This window comes from Occultella glacieicola (assembly GCF_004353825.1).
Classification (GTDB): Bacteria; Actinomycetota; Actinomycetes; order Actinomycetales; family Beutenbergiaceae; genus Occultella; species Occultella glacieicola.
In genome coordinates this window covers 516,458-535,520 of the sequence record NZ_SMNA01000002.1, presented here as the reverse complement: position 1 = coordinate 535,520, position 19,063 = coordinate 516,458, and the positions used below count along the sequence as shown (strand labels likewise).

Here is a 19,063-nt window from a genome sequence, read left to right as displayed (position 1 = left end):
GGGCTACTCCTGCTGCCAGGAGTGCCAGAGCGCGGCGTACTCGCCGTCGGCCGCCACCAGTTCATCGTGCGGGCCGATCTCGGAGATCCGGCCGCCGTCGACCACGGCCACCCGGTCGGCGTCGTGCGCGGTGTGCAGGCGGTGCGCGATCGCGACCACGGTGCGTCCGGTCAGGACCGCGTTGAGCGACTGCTCCAGATGCCGGGCCGCGCGCGGGTCGAGCAGCGAGGTCGCCTCGTCGAGCACGAGGGTGTGCGGATCCAGGAGGACCAGGCGGGCGAGCGCGATCTGCTGGGCCTGCGCCGGGGTCAGCTTCGCCCCGCCGGAGCCCACCTCGGTCTCCAGACCCTCCGGCAGCGCCCGCACCCAGCCGAGGGCATCGACGGCGTCCAACGCCCTGGTGAGTTCGCCGTCGTCCGCCTCGACCTTGGCCAGGCGCAGGTTCTGGGCGAGCGTCCCGACGAACACGTGGTGCTCCTGGGTCACCAGAGCGACCTGCGAACGCAGTTCCTCCAGGGGCAGGTCGACGAGCGGGACCTGCCCGACCGTGACCGTCCCGGCGGTGGGCGGGTGGATCCCGGCGAGCATCCGCCCGAGGGTGGACTTGCCCGCTCCCGAGGGGCCGACCACGGCGAGGCGTTCACCAACCCTCAGGTCCAGGTCGATGCCGTGCAGCACGTTGTGGCCCTCGCGGTAGGCGTAGTGCAGGTCGCGTGCCTCGATCTCCTCGCCGCTCGGCCGCGCGCCGGTGGGCTCCCGGTCCTGCTTGACCAGGGAGACCCCGAAGATCCGGGACAACGACGTGGCACCCACCTGGATCTCGTCGATCCAGAAGATCAGTTCGTCGACCGGGCCCATGACCTGCACCGCGTACAGGGCGATCGTGGTCACCGCGCCGACGCTCGCCTGACCGGTCGAGATCAGGTAGGCGCCCCAGAGCAGCACCGCGATGATCGGCAGGATGAACGCCGCGTCCAGGCCGGGGAACAGTACGGTACGCAGGTACAGCGTGTACTTCTCGGCGCCGAAGGCCTCGGCGAGGTCGGCGTCGATCCGCTGGCGACGCCTGCGGCCGAGGGACAACGCGTCGACCGTGCTCGCACCTTCCACGGACTCGGTGATGGTGCCGTTGATCCGGGCGTAGGACGCGGACTCGCGCAGGTACCCCTTGGTGGCCCGGCGCAGGTACCACCGGGTCACCACGATCAGGATCGGGGCGCCGGCGAACATGGCCAGGGCGACGAGCCAGTTCGCCAGGACGGCCGCGACCACGGTCAGCACGATCGTGATGATGCAGACGAGCACCCGGGGCACGCCGAACCGCACCGTGTGCTGGACGCGGTCGATGTCGTTCGTGGTGCGCGCCACCAGGTCCCCGGTCCCGGCCCGTTCCACCGTGGACAGCGGGAGCGTGGTGACGTGGGAGATGAACTCCTCGCGCAACCCGGCGAAGACCTTCTCGCCGAGCAGCATCGAGGAGCGCTGCGCGAACTTCGTAAGCACGGTCTGGGCGAGCACCGCCGCCACGAGGATCGCGACCATGGTGTTCAGGGCACGGGCGGTGGTGCCGCCGATCACCCCGTCGACCATCATCCCGAGCAGCCACGGACCGAGCAGACCCGCGACGGCGGACAGGGTGTGCAGCCCGACGACGCTGGTCAGCTCACCGCGGTAGCGGCGCAGCAGGTCGCCGGTCATGGCGCGCATGGTCGCGGAGTCCGCGATGGGGAGCTTCATCGGGCCACCTCCTGTTCTGCCGTGGCGCGGCTGACGACGTTCCGGTAGGCGAGGGCGCCGGGGTGCCCGGCCTCGGCCATCTCGAGCAGGTCGCGGTGGCCGCCGCGGACCTCGACCCGGCCGCCGGAGACGAACGCGACCTCGTCGACCTGGTCGAGCACGAGCGGGCTGGCCGAGACCACCACGGTGGTCCGACCGGCCCGGGCGCGGGTCAGGTTCCCTGCGATCCGGGCCTCGGTGTGCGCGTCCACCGCACTGGTGGGCTCCACCAGGAGCAGGATCTCGGCCTCGGTGAGCAGGGCACGGGCGAGCGAGACCCGCTGGCGCTGGCCACCCGACAGGGACCGGCCCTTCTCCGTCATGGTGCCGTCGAGGCCATCGGGGATGGAGTCGAGGACGTCGCCGGCGTCGGACGTCGCGAGCGCGGCCTCGAGGTCGGCGCGGTCCGCCTGCTCGCGGGTGTCGAGCTCCTCGGTCAACGGACCCGTGAACAGGGCCGGGGTGGCCTCGCTCAGGACGATCCGCTCCCGGACCTGCGCCAGCGGCACGTCGGTGAGGCGCCGTTCGCCCCAGCGCACCTCACCGGCCTGTTCGGCCTGGTCGTCCTGGTCGACGCTGCCGGCTTGTTCACCCGGCTCGACCCGGTCGTGCTGCCGTGCCATCCGGGCCAGGATCTCGGCGGAGGCGTCGGGGTCCGCGCTCACCACGGCGAGGAGCTGCCCCGGGTGGGCGACCAGGCCGGAGTCGGAGTCCACCAGTTCGGACCCCGCGGGCGGCGCCGTTTCGGTGCCGGTGTCCGGGACGTCGTGGGTGACCTGGAGGACCTTGATGACCTTGCGGCTGGCGACCACCGCCCGGGTGCCGGACTGGACTGCCTGGGTCGCGGCGCGCAACGGCTGGGTGAGGTACGCGGCGTAGCCGTAGAACGTGACCAGCTGGCCCGGCGTGATCTCCCCGGCGAGCGCCAGGTGAGCGCCGTACCAGACCACCCCGGCCAGGAACAGGCCGGGCAGCAGGGTCTGCAGGGCGTCCAGCGTCGACTGCGTCTGCGCGACGGCCGTGCCGGCGGCCCGGACCTTCTGGGACTGCTCCCGATAGCGGCCCGCGAAAACCTCCTCGCCGCCGATGCCACGCAGGATCCGCAGCCCGGACACGGTGTCCGCACCGAGGGTGGTCAGCCGCCCGGCGGCCTCGCGCTGGAGCGCTTGGCGACGCTGCAAGGGGCGGACCAGGAGCGCCAGGACGCCGGCGACCACGGGCAGGCCGATGAGCACGGCCACCCCGAGCGAGACCGAACTCTGCAGCAGCACGACGGCGACCAGGATGTAGGTGACGATCCCGCCGAGCAGCCGGGCCGCCTGGGCGTAGATCTCGCCGAGGCGCAGGGCGTCCGAGGCCACGGTGGCGACCACCTCACCGGTGGGCAGTTCCCGGGTGATCGCCGAGCCGGTGCGGGTCACGTGGTGGCCGATGAGCTGGCTGGTGTTCAGGGACGCGCGCAGCCAGTTGACCACGTCGAGACGGTGCCCGAACGCTCCGGTGAACAGCGAGACCGCGCCGATGCCGGCGAGGATCAGGCACCAACGCAGCAGCGACGGCGACAGGCCGTGTTCGAGTCCGCCGTCGATGGCACGACCGAGCACGAACGGCACCGCGGCCTGGCAGACGGCACCGATGATGCCGACGATGACAGCGCCGACGAGCACGCCCCACTGACGCTTCGTCTGCCACCACATGAAGGCGCCGGCGGAGGTCAGCGGAGGGCGGCCGGGATCGGCCTCGGGGAGTGGACGCACGAGAGGCAACGGTATGCCTGGCCACCACCACGGTGCCAACTGATTTCAGTGGTCTGCACCACCGTTCAGCGCCGCTCGGTCCCGGTACCCGGGCGGCGGGCCGGGTCACCCGCCGAGTGCGTCGGTGAACGCCGTGGTCGCCGCGCTCGCGTCGGTCTGCCAGGCGGTCACCGCCGCGGTCATGGCGGCCGCCGTGGCGGCCCGGTCGGCCCCGAGCCCGACGGCGGTCGCGGCCTGCGCGTGCCCGGTGTCCGCCGCCTCCACCGCGGCGTCGACCGCGCCCGGATCCGCGCTGATCTGGGCGGCCGCCACGTCCCGCGCCCCGTCCGCGTCGGCGGAGCAGACGGGCTCCCAGCCGGACAGGTAGCACTGGGTCGAGAGAGCGTCGACGATCCGGGCGTTCGCCTCCGCCGGGCCGGTCGCTCCGGCAGCGGCGTCCGAGTGCGCTGATACCAGCGGCGGGTAGGTGCCGCAGAACTGTCGCACCGCCGCCTCGTCGGCCCCGGTCGCGTCCACGAAGGCGGCCAGGGCGCCGCGATCGGCGTCGAACCGGGCCACGACCCCGTCGGCGTCGGCGTGCTCGGTGTCCAGGCCCGGCGGCGCGGCCGGGGGAGCGGGCACGCTGCGCACCACCTCCGGGAAGGACGCCTGCGCGGTGCAGGCGGCGTTCACCGCGTCCAGGGACTCCGCGGTGGCCTCGCCGGCGAGCACGGGTGCGCTTGCGAGACCGAGCACCACGGCGCCGAGCGGCTCCGCGGTCGGCACTCGGGCGCCGTCGGGCCCGAACTCGGCGAGCCGCTGGACCTCCCAGTCCAGCAGGTCGGCATCCCACTGGGCGATCGCGGCGCGCCGTTCGGCCGCTGGGCCACCGGACCGGAGCGCGAGCACCACCACCACGACCACCACGACGAGCACCGCCGCCGCGAGCAGCCACCGCCGTCGGCTCATCGCCCACCCCTCTCCGCGCACAGGCTACCGACCGGTGTCGGTGCCCACCCGCCGTCCGGCGTGCCCGGCGAGTTTCCCCCCGCCCCGGACTCGGGCGACAATGTCTCCCATGACGGACACCAACCCGACCAACGCCGATGCCCGGGACTTCAAGGATCGCGGCGCGTTCACCCGCTACCGGATCATGGCGTTCGTCACCGGCGGCATGCTCCTGCTGCTCTGCCTGGAGATGGTGCTCAAGTACATCGTGCAGGTGAACGGCGTCGACTCCACCGGCAGTCCGAACCCCGTGCTCGGGTCCTGGATCGCGTTCGTGCACGGATGGATCTACGTCGTCTACGCGGTCACGGTGTTCGACCTGTGGAGCCGGATGCGCTGGAGCTTCGGCCGGATCGCGGCCCTGATCGCCGGTGGCGTGGTGCCGGTCCTGTCGTTCGTCATGGAGGGTAAGGCCCGCGACTGGGTGGACGAGACGCTCGCGGCGCGCGCCGAGGCGCCGTGATCGGCACCGTCTGATCCGGCCGTATCCTGGGTGCTGTGAGCGCCCCCTCCCCGCACCGGCCCGTTCTCGTCGTCGACTTCGGAGCCCAGTACGCCCAGCTGATCGCCCGCCGGGTGCGGGAGGCGAAGGTCTACTCCGAGATCGTCCCGCACACCATGGGCGTGGACGAGATGCTGGCCAAGGACCCGGCCGCGATCGTGCTCTCCGGCGGGCCGGCGTCGGTCTACGCGGACGGCGCCCCGGCGGTGGACCCCACGCTGTTCGACGCCGGCGTCCCCGTGTTCGGGATCTGCTACGGCTTCCAGGCGATGGCCGCCGCACTCGGTGGCACCGTCGCGCACACCGGGGCCCGCGAGTACGGCGGCACCGAGGTGCGGGTGGGCGACGGCGGCACGCTGCTGGCCGGTTCACCCGCGGCGCAGACCACCTGGATGTCCCACGGGGACGCGGTACATGCCGCCCCGGCCGGGTTCGACGTGCTCGCGACGTCGTCGGGCTCACCGGTCGCCGCGTTCGAGGACCGGAACCGGCGCCTGTTCGGGGTGCAGTGGCACCCGGAGGTCAAGCACTCGCAGTTCGGACAGAAGGCCCTGGAGAACTTCCTCTACGACGGTGCGGGGCTGACCGGCGACTGGACGCCCGGAAACGTGATCGCCGAGCAGGAGGCCGCGATCCGCGAGCAGGTCGGCGACGCCAAGGTGATCTGCGGGCTCTCCGGCGGGGTGGACTCATCGGTGGCCGCCGCGCTGGTCCAGCGCGCGATCGGGGACCAGCTGACCTGCGTGTTCGTCGACCACGGCCTGCTGCGCGCCGGTGAGGCCGAGCAGGTCGAGACCGACTTCGTGGCCGCCACCGGGGTGACGCTGAAGGTCGTCGACGCCCAGCAGCGGTTCCTTGACGCGCTCGCGGGCGTCAGCGACCCGGAGACCAAGCGCAAGATCATCGGCCGCGAGTTCATCCGGGTGTTCGAGGACGCCGCCCGCGAGGTGGTCGCGGACGCCGGCGCGCACGGCGAGGACGTGAAGTTCCTGGTCCAGGGCACCCTCTACCCGGACGTGGTCGAGTCCGGTGGCGGCGAGGGCGCCGCGAACATCAAGTCCCACCACAACGTCGGCGGGCTGCCGGACGACCTCCAGTTCGAACTGATCGAACCGCTGCGGGCCCTGTTCAAGGACGAGGTGCGCGCCGTCGGGCTGGAGCTCGGGGTGCCGGAGGCGATCGTCTGGCGGCAGCCGTTCCCGGGTCCGGGCCTGGGGATCCGGATCGTCGGGGACGTCACCGCCGGCCGGCTCGAGACGCTGCGCGCCGCGGACGCGATCGCCCGGGAGGAACTCACCGCGGCCGGTCTGGACCGCGAGATCTGGCAGTGCCCGGTGGTGCTCCTGGCGGACGTGCGCTCGGTGGGCGTGCAGGGTGACGGGCGCACCTACGGGCACCCGATCGTGCTCCGGCCGGTGTCCTCCGAGGACGCCATGACCGCGGACTGGACCCGGCTGCCCTACGACGTGCTCTCGCGGATCTCCACCCGGATCACGAACGAGGTGGCCGAGGTGAACCGGGTGGTGCTGGACGTGACCAGCAAGCCGCCGGGCACCATCGAGTGGGAGTGAGCAGGCGGGCCTGAGCACCGCCGCTCAAGCTCGGCGCGCCACCACGAACACCCGCCGGAACGGCAGCACCGTGCCGTGCGGGCGGACCGGGTAGGCCTCCCGCAGCAGCACGCCGTACTCGGTGACGAACTGCTCCCGGAGGTCCTCGGGAAGCGCCTGCACCACCGGGCGCGCCCCGGTTCCGAGGATCCACCGCAGCACCGGGTCCTCGCCGTCGAGCACGTGCAGGTAGGTGGTCTCCCAGGCGTCCACGCGCAGTCCCGTCGCGGTCAGGGTCGCCAGGTAGGTGGCTGCGTCGTGCGACGAAGGATGGACGACGGCGGCCGTGTGGGCCGCGTAGGGCGCTCGCCCGGCGAGGTCGCGCAGCAGGACGTGGCTCGGTTCGTCGAAGTTGCCCGGCACGGAGAACGCCAGCGTGCCGGCCTCGGTCAGCGTGCCGGCGAGCCGGGGGAGCAGGTCGAGGTGCCCCGGCACCCACTGCAGCGTCGCGTTCGAGACGAGCAGGTCCACCGGCGCGGCCGGCTCCCAGGAGGTGAGGTCGGCGCACACGTACGTGACGCCGTCGGCGGCGTGCTCGGCGCGCGCCCGCGCGATCATCTCGGGGCTGGCGTCCACGCCGACGATCGACGCGTGCGGCCAACGGGCCCGCAGGGCGGCCATCAGGTGACCGGGGCCGCAGCCGAGGTCGGCGATGGTGGCGGGTTCGCCGTCGACCCGGGCGAGCAGGTCGAGGAACGGTCGGCTGCGCTCGTCGGCATAGGCGAGGTAGGTGGTCGGGTCCCAGGTGGGCATCGGCGTCCGTTCTCTCGACATCGAGATAATTCTAGCGGTCACGACAGGAGTTCCCGCCGCGGTGCAGTGCGTTGCGCCCGAATCAGGAGCCGACGACCTCCTGACTCGGACGTGGGGTTCTGCCTCGCCCCGTCACGTCGGGGAGCGCTGGTTACAGTGGGGCGTGCGGATCGTCCACGTCTCAGACTGCTACGCCCCCCGGGTCGGCGGCATCGAGTCCCAGGTCGAGGACCTCGCCACCCATCAGGGCGCCGCCGGGCATGCCGTGCACGTGCTGACCGCGACCGCGCTGGGCCGCGATGCCGTCGAGCAGGGGCGCAGCCGGTACCGCACCACCACCACGGAGGCCGCCGGGGTCCGGGTGCACCGGATCGCTTCGCCGGTCACGTTCGGGCTGCCCGTGCACCCGAGCGGGCGGGCGCTCGTGAGGCGGGCCCTGGAGATCCTGCGCCCGGATGTGGTGCACGTGCACGCGGGCGTGGTCAGCCCGTTCGCGTTCGACGGCGCTCGCGCGGCCCGCGATCTCGGCCTGCCGCTCGCGATCACCTGGCACTGCATGCTCGACGGCGTGGAGCCGGCGGTCCGGCTCGGCGCCCGGGCCGGCGGGTGGAGCGAGGCTGCCCTCGCGCCGAGCGCGGTCAGCACCGTGGCGGCCGAGCGGGTGGCGCACGCGCTGCGCCGTGACGACGTCACCGTGCTGCCGAACGGGCTGGACCTGGCGCCCTGGCGGGCCGCCGCGCGCGGCACACCAGGGCCGGTCGCCCCGGCCGATCCCGGTGTGCTGCGCGTGGTCGCGACCCAACGGCTCGCGCCCCGCAAGCGTGCGGTTCCGCTGGTGCGGCTCGTCGGTGCCGCCGCCGAGACCCTCGGACGCGACGGCCGCGGGCGGCCACGGATCCGGTTGAGCATCGCCGGCAGCGGCCCCGCGGAGGCGGCCCTGCGTGCCGAGATCGCCGCGGCCGGCCTCGAGGACGTGGTCACCCTGCTCGGCCGGGTACCGCGGGAGGTGCTGCCGACGCTCTACCGGGACCAGGACGTGTTCGTGGCCCCGGCCCGGCTCGAGGCGTTCGGGATCGCGCCGCTCGAGGCCCGGGCCGCTGGGCTCGCCGTGGTGGCGAACGCCGGCACCGGCATCGGTGAGTTCGTGGCCGACGGTGTCGACGGGCTGTTGCGCACCGGGGACGCCGGCCTCACCGGCGCCCTCGTGGACCTGGCCTCCGACCCGGGCCTGCTGGCCCGGATCCGGGAACACAACGCCCGGGTGGCGCCGGCGGTGGGTTGGCCCGACGTGTTGGCGAGAGCCGACGAGCTCTACATGCGAGCGAGGCGGGACTGAGGCAGGCGCGCCGTCCCCACCGCCGGACCGTTGTGGTGCGCTCCCGACGTGCCGAACGCGTCGCGAGCGCACCGTTGAGCTCGAACCGCCGCGGTCAGCGCCCGCGCAGTGCCGAGATGGCGGTGCCGACGAGCAGGCCGACCCCGGCGATCCCGAGCAGCCCGATGAGGAAGACCTCGAGGTCCACCTCGAAGCCGAGCCCGATCGCGACCACGACCACCCCCAGCAGGACCAGGACCAGGCCCCACACGATGGTGCCGACCCGGGCCCGCTCGCGCGGGGCCGGGCTGCCGGGGGAGTACCCCGGCACGGCATCGGCCGCACCGGACATCCCGGCGGCGTGGTGCGTCACCGGGACGGGCTCGGAACGCAGGGCGGCCTCGTCGCGGAGGGACTCCTCGTACCAGGAGGGCTGTCCGCCCGGTTCGCTCGACCCCGGCGCGGCGGCCGTCTCGGCCTCCAACCTGGTCGCGGCCTCCATGATGCTCGGGCGGTCCTGGTCCCGGGACTCGGACCCGAACGCCTCCGTGGGCGCGTCGGGCTCGGCCGGGGACGCGGCGTGGTTGCGGTTCTCACTCATGCGGACTCCTCGAGGATCCGGATCTCGCCGACACCGGCGTCGATCACGATGGTCAGGTCGGGCTCACCGGACTGCGCGGCCGGCGAGATCAGGACGACCCCGCGGCTGGGGCTGGTGCGCCACTGGTTGTTCTCGATCGGCGCGGGCCGGTCGTCGGCGTAGCCACCGGTCCAGCCATCGCTGGTCCGGGCGACCACCTCACCGAGCACTTCGGCCTCGATCCGGACCGACATGCCCTCCGGGACGCGGAGGTTGAGCTGGCCGGCTCCGATGCCGAGGTTCACCGGGTCGTCGAGCCGGACGGTGCCGTCGAGTTCGGTGAGGTCGACGGTCACCTCACCCCCGGCGATGTCGTCGAAGCCCTGCTCGAGCTCGGCCGCGTCCTGCGGGACCCAGCGGGCGTCCCCGTAGCTGCTGGACTCCGTCCACCGGAAGTCGCCGAAGTTCGTGGATCCCTCGACCGCCGCCCAGGGCACCCCGATCAGCGCGATCAGGACCGCGACCACGCCGAGCCCGCCGGACCTGCGGCCGAGCAGACCCGCGACGCCGACGCCGATGCCGAGCAGGATCAGCACGACGCCGATCCCCGTGAGCCAGCCGCCGACGACCACGTCGCCGACGTACTCGAGCAGCCACAGCGAGGCGATCGCGATCAGCGTGAGGCCGAGCACCAGGCGGGTCAGGAGCCGGCCGGGACCGGGAGTCCGGGGCCTGGCGGGCACAGTGGGCACGGGCACGGGCACGGGTGCCGGAGCCGGCGCCCAGGTGGTCGGGTGGGCGGAGTGAGGACCGGTGCCCGACGGCGTCGGATAGGTCGCGTAGGGATCCGGACCGGGCGTGGGGTACGTGGGACCGGACGGCGGCACCCGGCCCGACCAGCCGGTCTCGGCCGCGAACGCCGTACCGGCCGGGTCGGCGTACGCGTCGGAGCCGTCGGGGAGCGCCGGGTCGGCCGCGGGCGGTGGGCCGGAGTGGCCGGCCGCTGCGGTTCCTTCGGACGACTCGGTGGTCGTCGACGTCGGTGCCGCCGCGTTCGCCCAGGTCGCCGGGCCGTGGTCGGCCGGCTGGCCGGGCGCGGGCGGCGGGGTCGGGCCGAGCGGCGGCATCATCGTGGCCTGCTGGTTCGGCGTCCCTCCGGCGTCCTTCCCGTTCCGCCGGGCGGAGACGATCAGCCAGATCACCAGGGCGATGGCCCCGAGCACCAGGACGGTGCCGAAGAACTCCCCGCCCCACCACATGTTGTCCCACCAGAACCCGAGTCGGGACGCACCGACGAGCACGAAGGCGATCGCTCCCGCGAGGGCCGCGTCGAACCGGCCGCGGATCGCCTCCTGGAGGTGGATCCGGCCGTCGGTCTCCTCCGGCAGCAGGGCCCAGCCGAGCCCGTACAGGAACAGGCCGAGCCCGCCGAACAGGGTCATCACGACGAGCACGCCGCGCACGATCAGCGGGTCGATGTTCAGGCGTCGCGCGATCCCGGCGGCCACCCCACCGATCCAGCGATCGGTGGTCCGCGGCATCCGGCTGCGGCGCAGCGAGTCGAAGAAGGAGTCGGTGCTCGAAGGCCCCGGTGCCGGGGGTCGTGGCGGCGGTGCGCCGGCGGAGTTGTCTGTGCTCATGGGCCAAGTCAACTCCCGTCGGGCCCGCGCCGACCATCGGGTATGACCCTGAACCGTCCCTGATCCGCCGGTCCCGACCGCCGGCGCACCCGGATCGGGGGATCCCCTGATATCGGCGTCCGACGCCCCTGATTCCGGGCCGGATCGGGCCTCCGGCGGCCCGATCGCCCCGTCGGCGTGCCACGATGGCGAGGTGAGTCAGCCCGACCTTCGCGTGAGCCGGCCCTGGATCCCGCCCTGGCGGACCGCGGGCCACGTTCCGCTGCGCCGGCTGCGCCAGGGCCGGGTCATCGGCGGAGTCTGCGCCGGGCTGGCCGCGCACCTGGGCGTGGATGTGCGATGGGTGCGGATCGCCTTCGCGGTGCTCGGTCTGTTCCTCGGCGCCGGGATCGCCCTGTACGTCTGGTTCCTGCTCACGGTTCCGACCGGCGATCCGCAGGAGGAGGCCGCGCAGGCCCGCCCGACCCGGCTCAGCCGCCTGGTGCCCAGACTGCGGTCGCGCACGACCGCCAGGCCGATCTGGGACCTCGTGCTCGCCGTCGTCCTCATCGTGGTCGCGGTCGCGCTGCTCGCCGGCCGCGCGGACCTGGACATCTCCTCGACCTGGATCCTGCCGGTTCTGGTCCTGCTCGGTGGCGCCGCACTCGCCTGGAGCCAGCTCGGTGCCGTCGAGCGACAGCGGCAGGCGGGGGAGCCAGCCCGCCGGGCCACCGTGTTGCTGCGCGTCGGCGGTGGCCTCGCGCTCGCCCTCGTCGGGGTGCTGCTGCTGGTCGGCCAGGGGCAGACGTTCCCCGAGGTGTTCCGCGGCGCCGTCGCGGGGTTGGCGATCCTGGCCGGCACCGCCGTGGTGCTCGCCCCGCTCGGGCTGCGGCTGTGGCGCGAACTCGTCGCCGAGCGCGCCGCCCGGGCCCGCGAGTCCGAACGTGCCGACATCGCCGCGCACCTGCACGATTCCGTGCTGCAGACCCTCTCCCTGATCCGCTCCCGTGCCGATGACCCGCAGTACGTGCGGCGCCTGGCCCGCGCGCAGGAGCGCGAGCTGCGGGACTGGCTCTACTCCGACCGACCGGAGGTCGGTGACTCGGTCGCGGCCATGGTGCGCCAGGTCGCCGCCGACGTCGAGGACTCCCACGGTGTCCCGGTCGACGTGGTCACGGCCGGCGACGCCCGGCCGGACGACGGCACCACACCCCTGGCCGCGGCCACCCGCGAGGCCCTCGCGAACGCCGTCCGGCACGGCCGGGCACCGATCTCGCTGTACGTGGAGATCGGCGCCGAGAGCGTGGACGTCTTCGTGCGGGACCGCGGCGACGGTTTCGACCTCGCCGGCGTGCCCGACGACCGGCACGGCGTGCGCGACTCGATCCTGGACCGGATGCGCCGGCACGGCGGGACGGCGACGATCCGTAGTGATGCCACCCGAGGCACCGAGATCCACCTGACGATGCCCCGCGGCGATGGAGGCGAAGACACATGACCCTGCGACTGGTACTCGTCGACGACCACCGGATGATCCGGGCCGGCGTGCGATCGGAGCTGGCGGACGACCTCGAGGTGGTCGGCGAGGCCGACGACGTCCCGTCCGCGATCTCGGTGGTGCACGCGCACCGGCCCGACGTGGTGCTCCTGGACGTGCACCTTCCCGGCGGCCAGGGCGGTGGCGGGGCGGAGGTCCTGGCCGGCTGCACGGACCTGCTCGGTGAGGTCACGTTCCTGGCCCTGTCGGTCTCGGACGCCAGCGAGGACGTGGTCTCGGTCATCCGGGCGGGCGCTCGCGGGTACGTCACCAAGGCGATCAACGGTGCCGACCTCTCCGACGCGGTGCGCCGGGTCGCCGGCGGGGACGCCGTGTTCTCGCCGCGACTGGCGGGGTTCGTGCTGGATGCGTTCGGCACCGCGGCCGCGGACGTCGCCGTCGCCGACGACGAGCTCGACCGGTTGTCCGCCCGCGAGCAGGAGGTCATGCGGCTGATCGCCCGCGGGTACACCTACCGGGAGGTCGCCGGCGAGCTGTTCATCTCGATCAAGACCGTCGAGACGCACGTCTCCGCCGTGCTGCGCAAACTGCAGCTCTCGTCCCGGCACGAGTTGACCCGCTGGGCCGCCGTGCGAAGGTTGCTGTAGCGGCCGGCACCATCCGCGCCCGGCGAGCACCCGAGACGAAGGCAGGAACATGTCCCTCATCGCGATCATCGGCGGCCACGGCAAGGTCGCCCTGCACCTGAGCCGCATCCTGGTCCGGGAGGGGCACGCGGTCACCTCGCTGATCCGTAACCCCGACCACGGTCCCGCCGTCGAGGCGACCGGGGCGACGGCGCTCGTCGCCGACGTGGAGAACCTCTCGGCCACGCAGATCTCCGAGAGCCTCGCCGGCCACGACGCGGTGGTGTGGTCCGCAGGAGCCGGCGGCGGCAACCCGGACCGGACCTACGCCGTCGACCGTGATGCCGCGATCCGCTCGATGGACGCCGCCCAGCTCGTCGGCGTGCTGCGCTACGTGATGGTGTCCTACCAGGGCGCGCGCCTCGACCACGGGGTCCCCGAGGACTCGGGCTTCTTCCCGTACGCGCAAGCGAAGGCGGCCGCCGACGAGCACCTGCGTGGCACCGCCCTGGACTGGACGATCGTCGCGCCCGGACGGCTCACCGACGACCCGGGCACCGGCAGGATCGCCGTGGGGGCGGACACCGGCGGGGTCGCCCGCGAGGACGTCGCCGCGGTCGTGGCACAGGCCCTCGCCGATCCTCGCTCGGTCGGCCGGACCCTCGGCTTCACGGGCGGTGACACGCCGATCGCGGACGCGTTCGCCGGCCCGGCCTGAGCCGAACCGGCGATTGGCCCCGCCGCGATGTTCTGACGTAGTGTCAGGATCATGGACATCGTCTACGGGATCCTGCTCGTCCTCCACCTGATCGGATGGGCCATCGTGCTCGGCGGCACCCTCGCCGGCCTGAAGTCGGCCACGCTGTACAAGGGCACGGTGCACGGCATCCTCACCGCCCTGATCAGCGGGATCCTGATGGTCGGTCTGGCGTCGTCCGGCGTGGCCGGCGGCGACCCGAACAACATCAAGATCGGCGTGAAGCTCATCATCGCCCTGGTCGTCACCGGCCTCGTGATCTACGGCTCCCGGAACTCCGAGAAGGTCACCAAGGGTTACCTCGGCGGGATCGCCGGCCTCACCGTCGTGAACATCGCGATCGCGGTGCTCTGGACCTGACGGTCCTCGGCGTCACCAGGCGTCCTCGAGCCGGGCGCGCAGCTCCGTCGGCAGGACGAGGGTGGCGCCGGCCAGACCGGTCGCCAGCTGGTCCAGGTCGCTGACCCCGAGGATGGGGGTGATCGACGGGGTCCCGCCGGTCATCCAGGACAGCACGACCTCGCTGCGCGAGTGCCCGACGGCGTCGGCCACCTCCGCGAGCGCCGCGAGCCGGCGCGTGGTCCCGACGTGCTCGAAGGCCTCCGAGACCGGGCGGTCGGCCCGTTCGTAGGCGCCGGACATGAGTGGGCTGTACGCCCAGACGCTCACGTCCGGGTCGCCGGCCGCGTAGTCGAGGACCTCGTCGGTGACGAAGCCGAACCGGTGGTCGTGGTCGCGGCCACGCACCATCGGCCGGGGCTGCAGGTAGCTGTACCGCAGTTGCAGGGCCGTCGGGCCGGCGACCCCGAGACCGGCCGCGAGCCCCCGCGCCCGTTCGGTGCGCCACAGTGCGGTGTTCGAGTGCCCGAGGCGGCCGACCTTCCCCTCGGCGACCAGGGCGCCGAACGCGGCGACGTTCTCGGCCTGGTCCACGTCCCGGTCGTCGCGGTGGGCCCAGTACAGGTCGATGTGGTCGATGCCCATCCGGCGCAGGCTCTGCTCGGCGACGTCCCGGATCACCTGCGGGGCGAGCCCTTCGGAGACCTCGGGCCAGCTGTTCGGGGTGACGCACTCGCAGCCGACCTTGGTGGCGATCCGGACCCGGTCCCGGACACCGGGTCGGGCCTTGAGCCAGCGGCCGAGGAGCTCCTCGCTCTGGCCGCCGTATCCGCTCGGGTCGGCCCAGAACGCGTAGCAGTCGGCGGTGTCGATCCACACGCCCCCGGCGTCCACGTAGGCGTCCAGGAGGTCGAAGGCGGTGGGCTCGTCGATCGTGGTGCCGAACAGCATGGCGCCCAGGGCGACGGTCGGCGTGCTCGGTGCGGCGTCGCCGGTCGACGTCGTGGTGGTCGGGTGGTCGAAGGGCTGTGATGTGGTGGTCGTGGTGTTCATGGCATCCAGCGTGGAACCTGGAGCGCGCTACAGGTCAAGGCCTTGATCGAGAACGCGCCCGGGCGCACCATGGGGCATGGCCACCTACACGCCCGCCGAGACCGTGGCCCGCAGCGGATTCACCATCGAGACGCTGCGGTACTACGAACGGGTCGGGCTCCTCTACGACATCGCCCGGGACCCGGGCGGACGCCGCGTGTTCACCGACCGGGACCTGGCCTGGCTGGAGATCCTGCGGTGCCTGCGGGACACCGGGATGCCGATCGCCCAGATGCAGCGGTACGCCGACCTCACCGTCAACGACGGTTCGGTCGCGGAGCGCCTGGAGATCCTGCGCCAGCACGACGAGGCCGTGACCGAGCAGATGGCGCAGTTGCGCCGGTGGCGGCGGCACCTGCGGGACAAGATCGCCTACTACGAAGGCGTCCAGGACCAGGGCCCGTGAGGTAGCCCCCAACGACCCGGGCGATGGCCACCGCACCACGGCGCGGACCGTCCCGCCGAGAGTGCTGAAGTGGCTGCCACAACAGCACCCTCGAGTTGCTGCGGCGCGACGCCGGGTGGTGGGAGTGCTGAAGTGGCTGCCACAACAGCACGCTCGAGCTCACGTGAGGCTTCGGGCACACTGATCCGGTGAGCGGACTCGAGGTCATCTGTGCCCTGATCATGGTGGTGGGCCTGTTCGGCGTGGTCGTCCAGGTGCTGCCGGGCTCCCTGATCGTGCTCGGCGCGGTGCTCCTGTGGGCCATCGTCACCGGCGGCGGCGCGTGGTGGGTGTTCGTGATCGGGGTCCTGGCCGTGGTGGCCGCGGGCGTGGGCAAGTACCTGCTCGCCGGCCGCGGGCTCAAGCGCGCCGGAGTGCCGAACTCGACGCTGGTCTGGGGTGGGATCGCAGGCGTGATCGGGTTCTTCGTGGTGCCGGTGGTCGGCCTGCCGCTGTTCTTCGTGTTCGCGGTGTTCCTCGCCGAGTGGATCCGGCTGCGGGAGCTGGCGCGCGCGTGGTCCTCCACGAAGTCGGCGCTGAAGGCGACCGGGGTGACGATCCTCGTCGAGCTCGCCGGCGCGATGATCGCCATCGGCGCCTGGGTGGCGGGTGTGATCGCGACCTGAGCGGGTGGCGGGTGTGGACCGAGTGCACCGGTGTCGGTCCCGGCACCTACTCTTGAGGGGCCATGACCTCATTGTTCGACAACCTGCCGCTGCCCGGTCTGACCGGACCCACCACCGACGCCCATCTACCGACGGTGATGCCGCCGCGTGATCCGGACGCCGACGACGCCTCGAACGGCGAGCAGGCCTCGCTGGCCGCGGAGGCGCTGCTCGAGGGTCTGAACCCGCAGCAGCGCGCAGCCGTGATCCACGAGGGCGGGCAGTTGCTGATCATCGCCGGTGCCGGGTCGGGCAAGACCCGGGTGCTGACCCACCGGATCGCCTACCTGCTCGCCACCGGCCGGTCCCGCACGGGCCAGATCCTCGCGATCACGTTCACGAACAAGGCGGCGGCCGAGATGCGCGACCGGGTCGGAGAACTCGTCGGGCCGCGCGCACGGAACATGTGGGTCTCCACCTTCCACTCCGCGTGCGTGCGGATCCTGCGCCGGGAGGCGAAGACCCTCGGGCTGCGCTCCAACTTCTCCATCTACGACGCGGCGGACTCCCAGCGCCTCATGCTTCTGGTCTGCCGGGAGCTTGACCTGGACCCGAAGCGGTTCCCGCCGAAGGCGTTCTCGAACCGGGTGTCCGACCTGAAGAACGAACTCGTGGACCCCGACGACTACGCGCGGACCGTCGCGGACTCCAACCCGTTCGAACAGAACCTGGCCGCGGCGTACCGGCTCTACAACGAGCGCCTGCGTCAGGCCCACGCCCTGGACTTCGACGACCTGATCATGACCACGGTGAACCTGCTCCAGGCGTTCCCGGCCGTGGCCGAGCACTACCGGCGGCGATTCCGGCACATCCTCGTCGACGAGTACCAGGACACCAACCACGCCCAGTACATGCTGGTCCGCGAGCTCGCCGGCGTCCCGCTGGAGGACTCGGGTCCGGCCGCCGGTGGCGCTGACAACGAGTTGCCGACGGCGGAACTCACCGTCGTCGGTGACGCCGACCAGTCCATCTACGCCTTCCGTGGCGCGACGATCCGCAACATCGTCGAGTTCGAGAGCGACTACCCGGACGCCACCACGATCCTGTTGGAGCAGAACTACCGGTCCACCCAGACGATCCTGACCGCAGCGAACGCCGTCATCTCCCGCAACCCGGACCGTCGGGCGAAGAACCTCTGGACGGACAGCGGTGCCGGCCCGCAGATCGTCGGCTACGTCGCGGACAACGACCACGAGGAGGCCCGGTTCATCGCCGAGGAGATCGACCGGCTCGGCGACTCCGACGGTGTGCGACCCGGAGACGTCGCGATCTTCTACCGGACCAACGCCCAGTCCCGTTCGCTTGAGGAGGTCCTGATCCGGGTCGGCCTGCCGTACAAGGTGGTCGGCGGCACCCGGTTCTACGAGCGCCGCGAGGTCAAGGACGCGATCGCCTACCTGCGCGCGATCGCGAACCCGGACGACGCGATCAACCTGCGGCGGATCCTGAACGTGCCCAAGCGCGGGGTGGGGGACCGGGCCGAGGCGATGCTGACCGCACACTCCGAGCGGGAGCGCATCTCCTTCGGCGCCGCCATCGACGACGCCGAGAACGTGATCGGCCTGGCCACCAGGTCCCTGACCGCGGTGCGCGGCTTCGCCGACCTGATGACCGGCCTGCGGGACCTCGCGGCCGGTGGCGCGAGCCCGGCGGAGATCCTGGACACGGCCCTGGACCGGTCCGGCTACCTCGCCGAACTGCGGGCCAGCGACGACCCGCAGGACGCCTCCCGGGTGGAGAACCTCGCCGAGCTGCACGCCGTCGCCACGGAGTTCTCCGCCTCCGACCCGGACGGGGACCTCGGCGACTTCCTCGAACGGGTCGCCCTGGTCGCGGACACCGACCAGATCCCCGACGACGATGACGACCGTGGCGTGGTCACCCTGATGACCGTGCACACCGCGAAGGGCCTGGAGTTTCCGGTCGTGTTCGTCACCGGCCTGGAGGACGGCACCTTCCCGCACCAGCGCTCCCTCGCCGACGAGACCGAGCTCGCCGAGGAACGGCGCCTCGCGTACGTCGCGCTGACCCGGGCGCGGCAACGGCTGTACCTGTCCCGCGCCGCGGTCCGCACCGCCTGGGGGATGCCCAACGAGCTGCCGGCCAGCCGGTTCCTCGCCGACGTGCCCGAGGAGCTGATGGACTGGAAGCGCCGGGAGTCCTCGATGGCGGTCCTGCGCGGCGGATCCTTCACCGGCTACCGCAACCGGGCCGACGGCGGTCGCAGCGGCTCCAGGGGACCGTCCGCGCCGCCGGTGCGCACCACCCGCGCGGACACGCCGTCGTTCGGCTCGGCGACGCCCCGCGCGGACGCGCCCTCGGTGGACGTCGGGGACCGCGTGACCCACGACGCCTACGGCCTGGGGCGGGTGATCGCCGTCGAGAGCTCCGGCGCGAACGCCGTCGCGAAGATCGACTTCGGCGCCAGCGGCGTGAAGCGCCTGCTGCTGCGGTACTCCCCGGTGACCAAGCTCTGACTCGGTCACGATCAGGTCACGGTCCGGGCGTTCCCTGGCGCCACGCGGCGCGGCCCTGACACTGTCTCCAGCGGGCCGTGCGACAACGCCGGCGCACCTGGGGCGATGGCGGTGGGGACCGCCGGACGAGGGGCACGTCGTGGACGCCACGACCAGGGGACCGGCAGCGGCGGGGAGACGCCGGGCGCGGTCGCTGGCCGGCGGGCTCGCAGCCGCCCTGGCGCTCCTGGGTGGCTGCACGGGAGAGGGCCCAGCACCGGAGCCG

Annotated in this window: 17 protein-coding genes; 10 read left to right on the top strand and 7 right to left on the bottom strand. The window is 72.8% G+C overall.

Features of this window, described 5'->3' with window-relative positions; genetic code table 11:
• Positions 1-3: 3 nt before the first annotated feature.
• From EXU48_RS05345 to EXU48_RS05335, 3 genes are all read right to left on the bottom strand, one after another.
• A complete protein-coding gene (locus EXU48_RS05345; protein WP_133106534.1) occupies positions 4-1,737 on the bottom strand; it encodes an ABC transporter ATP-binding protein in 1,734 nt (577 codons plus the stop codon).
• Positions 1,734-3,533 carry an ABC transporter ATP-binding protein gene (locus tag EXU48_RS05340; protein ID WP_235856843.1) on the bottom strand — a complete coding sequence of 600 codons (1,800 nt, stop codon included), beginning with the start codon at positions 3,531-3,533 and terminating at the stop codon, positions 1,734-1,736. Before EXU48_RS05340 ends, EXU48_RS05345 begins: the two co-directional genes overlap by 4 nt.
• A gap of 105 nt (positions 3,534-3,638) precedes the next feature.
• Positions 3,639-4,481, bottom strand: a complete 843-nt coding sequence (locus EXU48_RS05335; RefSeq protein WP_133106532.1) for a hypothetical protein — start codon at positions 4,479-4,481, stop codon at positions 3,639-3,641.
• A gap of 109 nt (positions 4,482-4,590) precedes the next feature.
• On the opposite strand from EXU48_RS05335, the gene EXU48_RS05330 reads away from it, so the two are divergent.
• Together EXU48_RS05330 and guaA are read left to right on the top strand one after the other, a co-directional pair.
• Positions 4,591-4,983 carry a DUF3817 domain-containing protein gene (locus EXU48_RS05330; protein ID WP_133106531.1) on the top strand — a complete coding sequence of 131 codons (393 nt, stop codon included), beginning with the start codon at positions 4,591-4,593 and terminating at the stop codon, positions 4,981-4,983.
• A 35-nt stretch (positions 4,984-5,018) separates the two neighbouring features.
• Positions 5,019-6,593 carry a glutamine-hydrolyzing GMP synthase gene (gene guaA, locus EXU48_RS05325; protein WP_133106529.1) on the top strand — a complete coding sequence of 525 codons (1,575 nt, stop codon included), beginning with the start codon at positions 5,019-5,021 and terminating at the stop codon, positions 6,591-6,593.
• Positions 6,594-6,617: 24 nt separating this feature from the next.
• On the opposite strand, the gene EXU48_RS05320 is transcribed toward guaA, so the two are convergent.
• Positions 6,618-7,406, bottom strand: a complete 789-nt coding sequence (locus EXU48_RS05320; protein WP_235856842.1) for a methyltransferase domain-containing protein — start codon at positions 7,404-7,406, stop codon at positions 6,618-6,620.
• A gap of 142 nt (positions 7,407-7,548) precedes the next feature.
• Here EXU48_RS05320 and EXU48_RS05315 point away from each other — a divergent pair, with 142 nt between their 5' ends.
• Entirely contained in the window at positions 7,549-8,721 is a 1,173-nt protein-coding gene (locus tag EXU48_RS05315; protein WP_133106527.1) for a glycosyltransferase family 4 protein, read from the top strand.
• 94 nt (positions 8,722-8,815) lie between these two features.
• On the opposite strand, the gene EXU48_RS05310 is transcribed toward EXU48_RS05315, so the two are convergent.
• Both EXU48_RS05310 and EXU48_RS05305 read right to left on the bottom strand, forming a co-directional pair.
• Positions 8,816-9,301, bottom strand: coding sequence for a hypothetical protein (locus EXU48_RS05310; RefSeq protein ID WP_133106526.1), 486 nt, complete (start codon positions 9,299-9,301; stop codon positions 8,816-8,818).
• Positions 9,298-10,920, bottom strand: coding sequence for a PspC domain-containing protein (locus tag EXU48_RS05305; protein WP_133106525.1), 1,623 nt, complete (start codon positions 10,918-10,920; stop codon positions 9,298-9,300). Before EXU48_RS05305 ends, EXU48_RS05310 begins: the two co-directional genes overlap by 4 nt.
• A 193-nt stretch (positions 10,921-11,113) precedes the next feature.
• Here EXU48_RS05305 and EXU48_RS05300 point away from each other — a divergent pair, with 193 nt between their 5' ends.
• From EXU48_RS05300 to EXU48_RS05285, 4 genes are read left to right on the top strand one after another with little or no spacing between them, the layout of a single operon-like run.
• Positions 11,114-12,397, top strand: coding sequence for an ATP-binding protein (locus EXU48_RS05300; protein ID WP_235856841.1), 1,284 nt, complete (start codon positions 11,114-11,116; stop codon positions 12,395-12,397).
• The gene (locus tag EXU48_RS05295; protein WP_133106524.1) at positions 12,394-13,044 is read left to right on the top strand and encodes a LuxR C-terminal-related transcriptional regulator; all 651 of its coding nucleotides are present in this window, start codon (positions 12,394-12,396) and stop codon (positions 13,042-13,044) included. The genes EXU48_RS05300 and EXU48_RS05295 overlap by 4 nt, the downstream gene beginning before the upstream one ends.
• Positions 13,045-13,093: 49 nt before the next feature.
• Positions 13,094-13,741 (top strand): SDR family oxidoreductase, encoded by a 648-nt coding sequence (locus tag EXU48_RS05290; RefSeq protein ID WP_133106522.1) that lies wholly within the window; start codon positions 13,094-13,096, stop codon positions 13,739-13,741.
• 51 nt (positions 13,742-13,792) lie between these two features.
• The gene (locus tag EXU48_RS05285) at positions 13,793-14,140 is read left to right on the top strand and encodes a hypothetical protein (RefSeq protein ID WP_133106521.1); all 348 of its coding nucleotides are present in this window, start codon (positions 13,793-13,795) and stop codon (positions 14,138-14,140) included.
• A 12-nt stretch (positions 14,141-14,152) separates the two neighbouring features.
• Here the strand turns inward: EXU48_RS05285 and EXU48_RS05280 are convergent, their stop codons facing one another.
• On the bottom strand, positions 14,153-15,172 hold the full coding sequence (locus EXU48_RS05280) for an aldo/keto reductase (RefSeq protein WP_207947629.1): 1,020 nt from the start codon (positions 15,170-15,172) through the stop codon (positions 14,153-14,155).
• A gap of 76 nt (positions 15,173-15,248) precedes the next feature.
• On the opposite strand from EXU48_RS05280, the gene EXU48_RS05275 reads away from it, so the two are divergent.
• From EXU48_RS05275 to pcrA, 3 genes are all read left to right on the top strand, one after another.
• The gene (locus EXU48_RS05275) at positions 15,249-15,617 is read left to right on the top strand and encodes a MerR family transcriptional regulator (protein WP_133106520.1); all 369 of its coding nucleotides are present in this window, start codon (positions 15,249-15,251) and stop codon (positions 15,615-15,617) included.
• Positions 15,618-15,805: 188 nt separating this feature from the next.
• The gene (locus tag EXU48_RS05270; RefSeq protein ID WP_235856840.1) at positions 15,806-16,282 is read left to right on the top strand and encodes a DUF456 domain-containing protein; all 477 of its coding nucleotides are present in this window, start codon (positions 15,806-15,808) and stop codon (positions 16,280-16,282) included.
• 62 nt (positions 16,283-16,344) lie between these two features.
• On the top strand, positions 16,345-18,798 hold the full coding sequence (pcrA, locus tag EXU48_RS05265) for a DNA helicase PcrA (protein WP_133106519.1): 2,454 nt from the start codon (positions 16,345-16,347) through the stop codon (positions 18,796-18,798).
• Positions 18,799-19,063 lie beyond the last annotated feature (265 nt).

Coding starts and splice junctions, on each gene's coding strand:
- pcrA (WP_133106519.1), top strand. CDS start 16,345: ATGACCTCATTGTTCGACAACCTGCCGCTGCCCGGTCTGACCGGACCC.
- EXU48_RS05280 (WP_207947629.1), bottom strand. CDS start 15,172: ATGAACACCACGACCACCACATCACAGCCCTTCGACCACCCGACCACC.
- EXU48_RS05285 (WP_133106521.1), top strand. CDS start 13,793: ATGGACATCGTCTACGGGATCCTGCTCGTCCTCCACCTGATCGGATGG.
- EXU48_RS05290 (WP_133106522.1), top strand. CDS start 13,094: ATGTCCCTCATCGCGATCATCGGCGGCCACGGCAAGGTCGCCCTGCAC.
- EXU48_RS05310 (WP_133106526.1), bottom strand. CDS start 9,301: ATGAGTGAGAACCGCAACCACGCCGCGTCCCCGGCCGAGCCCGACGCG.
- EXU48_RS05335 (WP_133106532.1), bottom strand. CDS start 4,481: ATGAGCCGACGGCGGTGGCTGCTCGCGGCGGCGGTGCTCGTCGTGGTG.
- EXU48_RS05345 (WP_133106534.1), bottom strand. CDS start 1,737: ATGAAGCTCCCCATCGCGGACTCCGCGACCATGCGCGCCATGACCGGC.
- EXU48_RS05275 (WP_133106520.1), top strand. CDS start 15,249: ATGGCCACCTACACGCCCGCCGAGACCGTGGCCCGCAGCGGATTCACC.
- EXU48_RS05295 (WP_133106524.1), top strand. CDS start 12,394: ATGACCCTGCGACTGGTACTCGTCGACGACCACCGGATGATCCGGGCC.
- EXU48_RS05305 (WP_133106525.1), bottom strand. CDS start 10,920: ATGAGCACAGACAACTCCGCCGGCGCACCGCCGCCACGACCCCCGGCA.
- EXU48_RS05320 (WP_235856842.1), bottom strand. CDS start 7,406: ATGTCGAGAGAACGGACGCCGATGCCCACCTGGGACCCGACCACCTAC.
- EXU48_RS05330 (WP_133106531.1), top strand. CDS start 4,591: ATGACGGACACCAACCCGACCAACGCCGATGCCCGGGACTTCAAGGAT.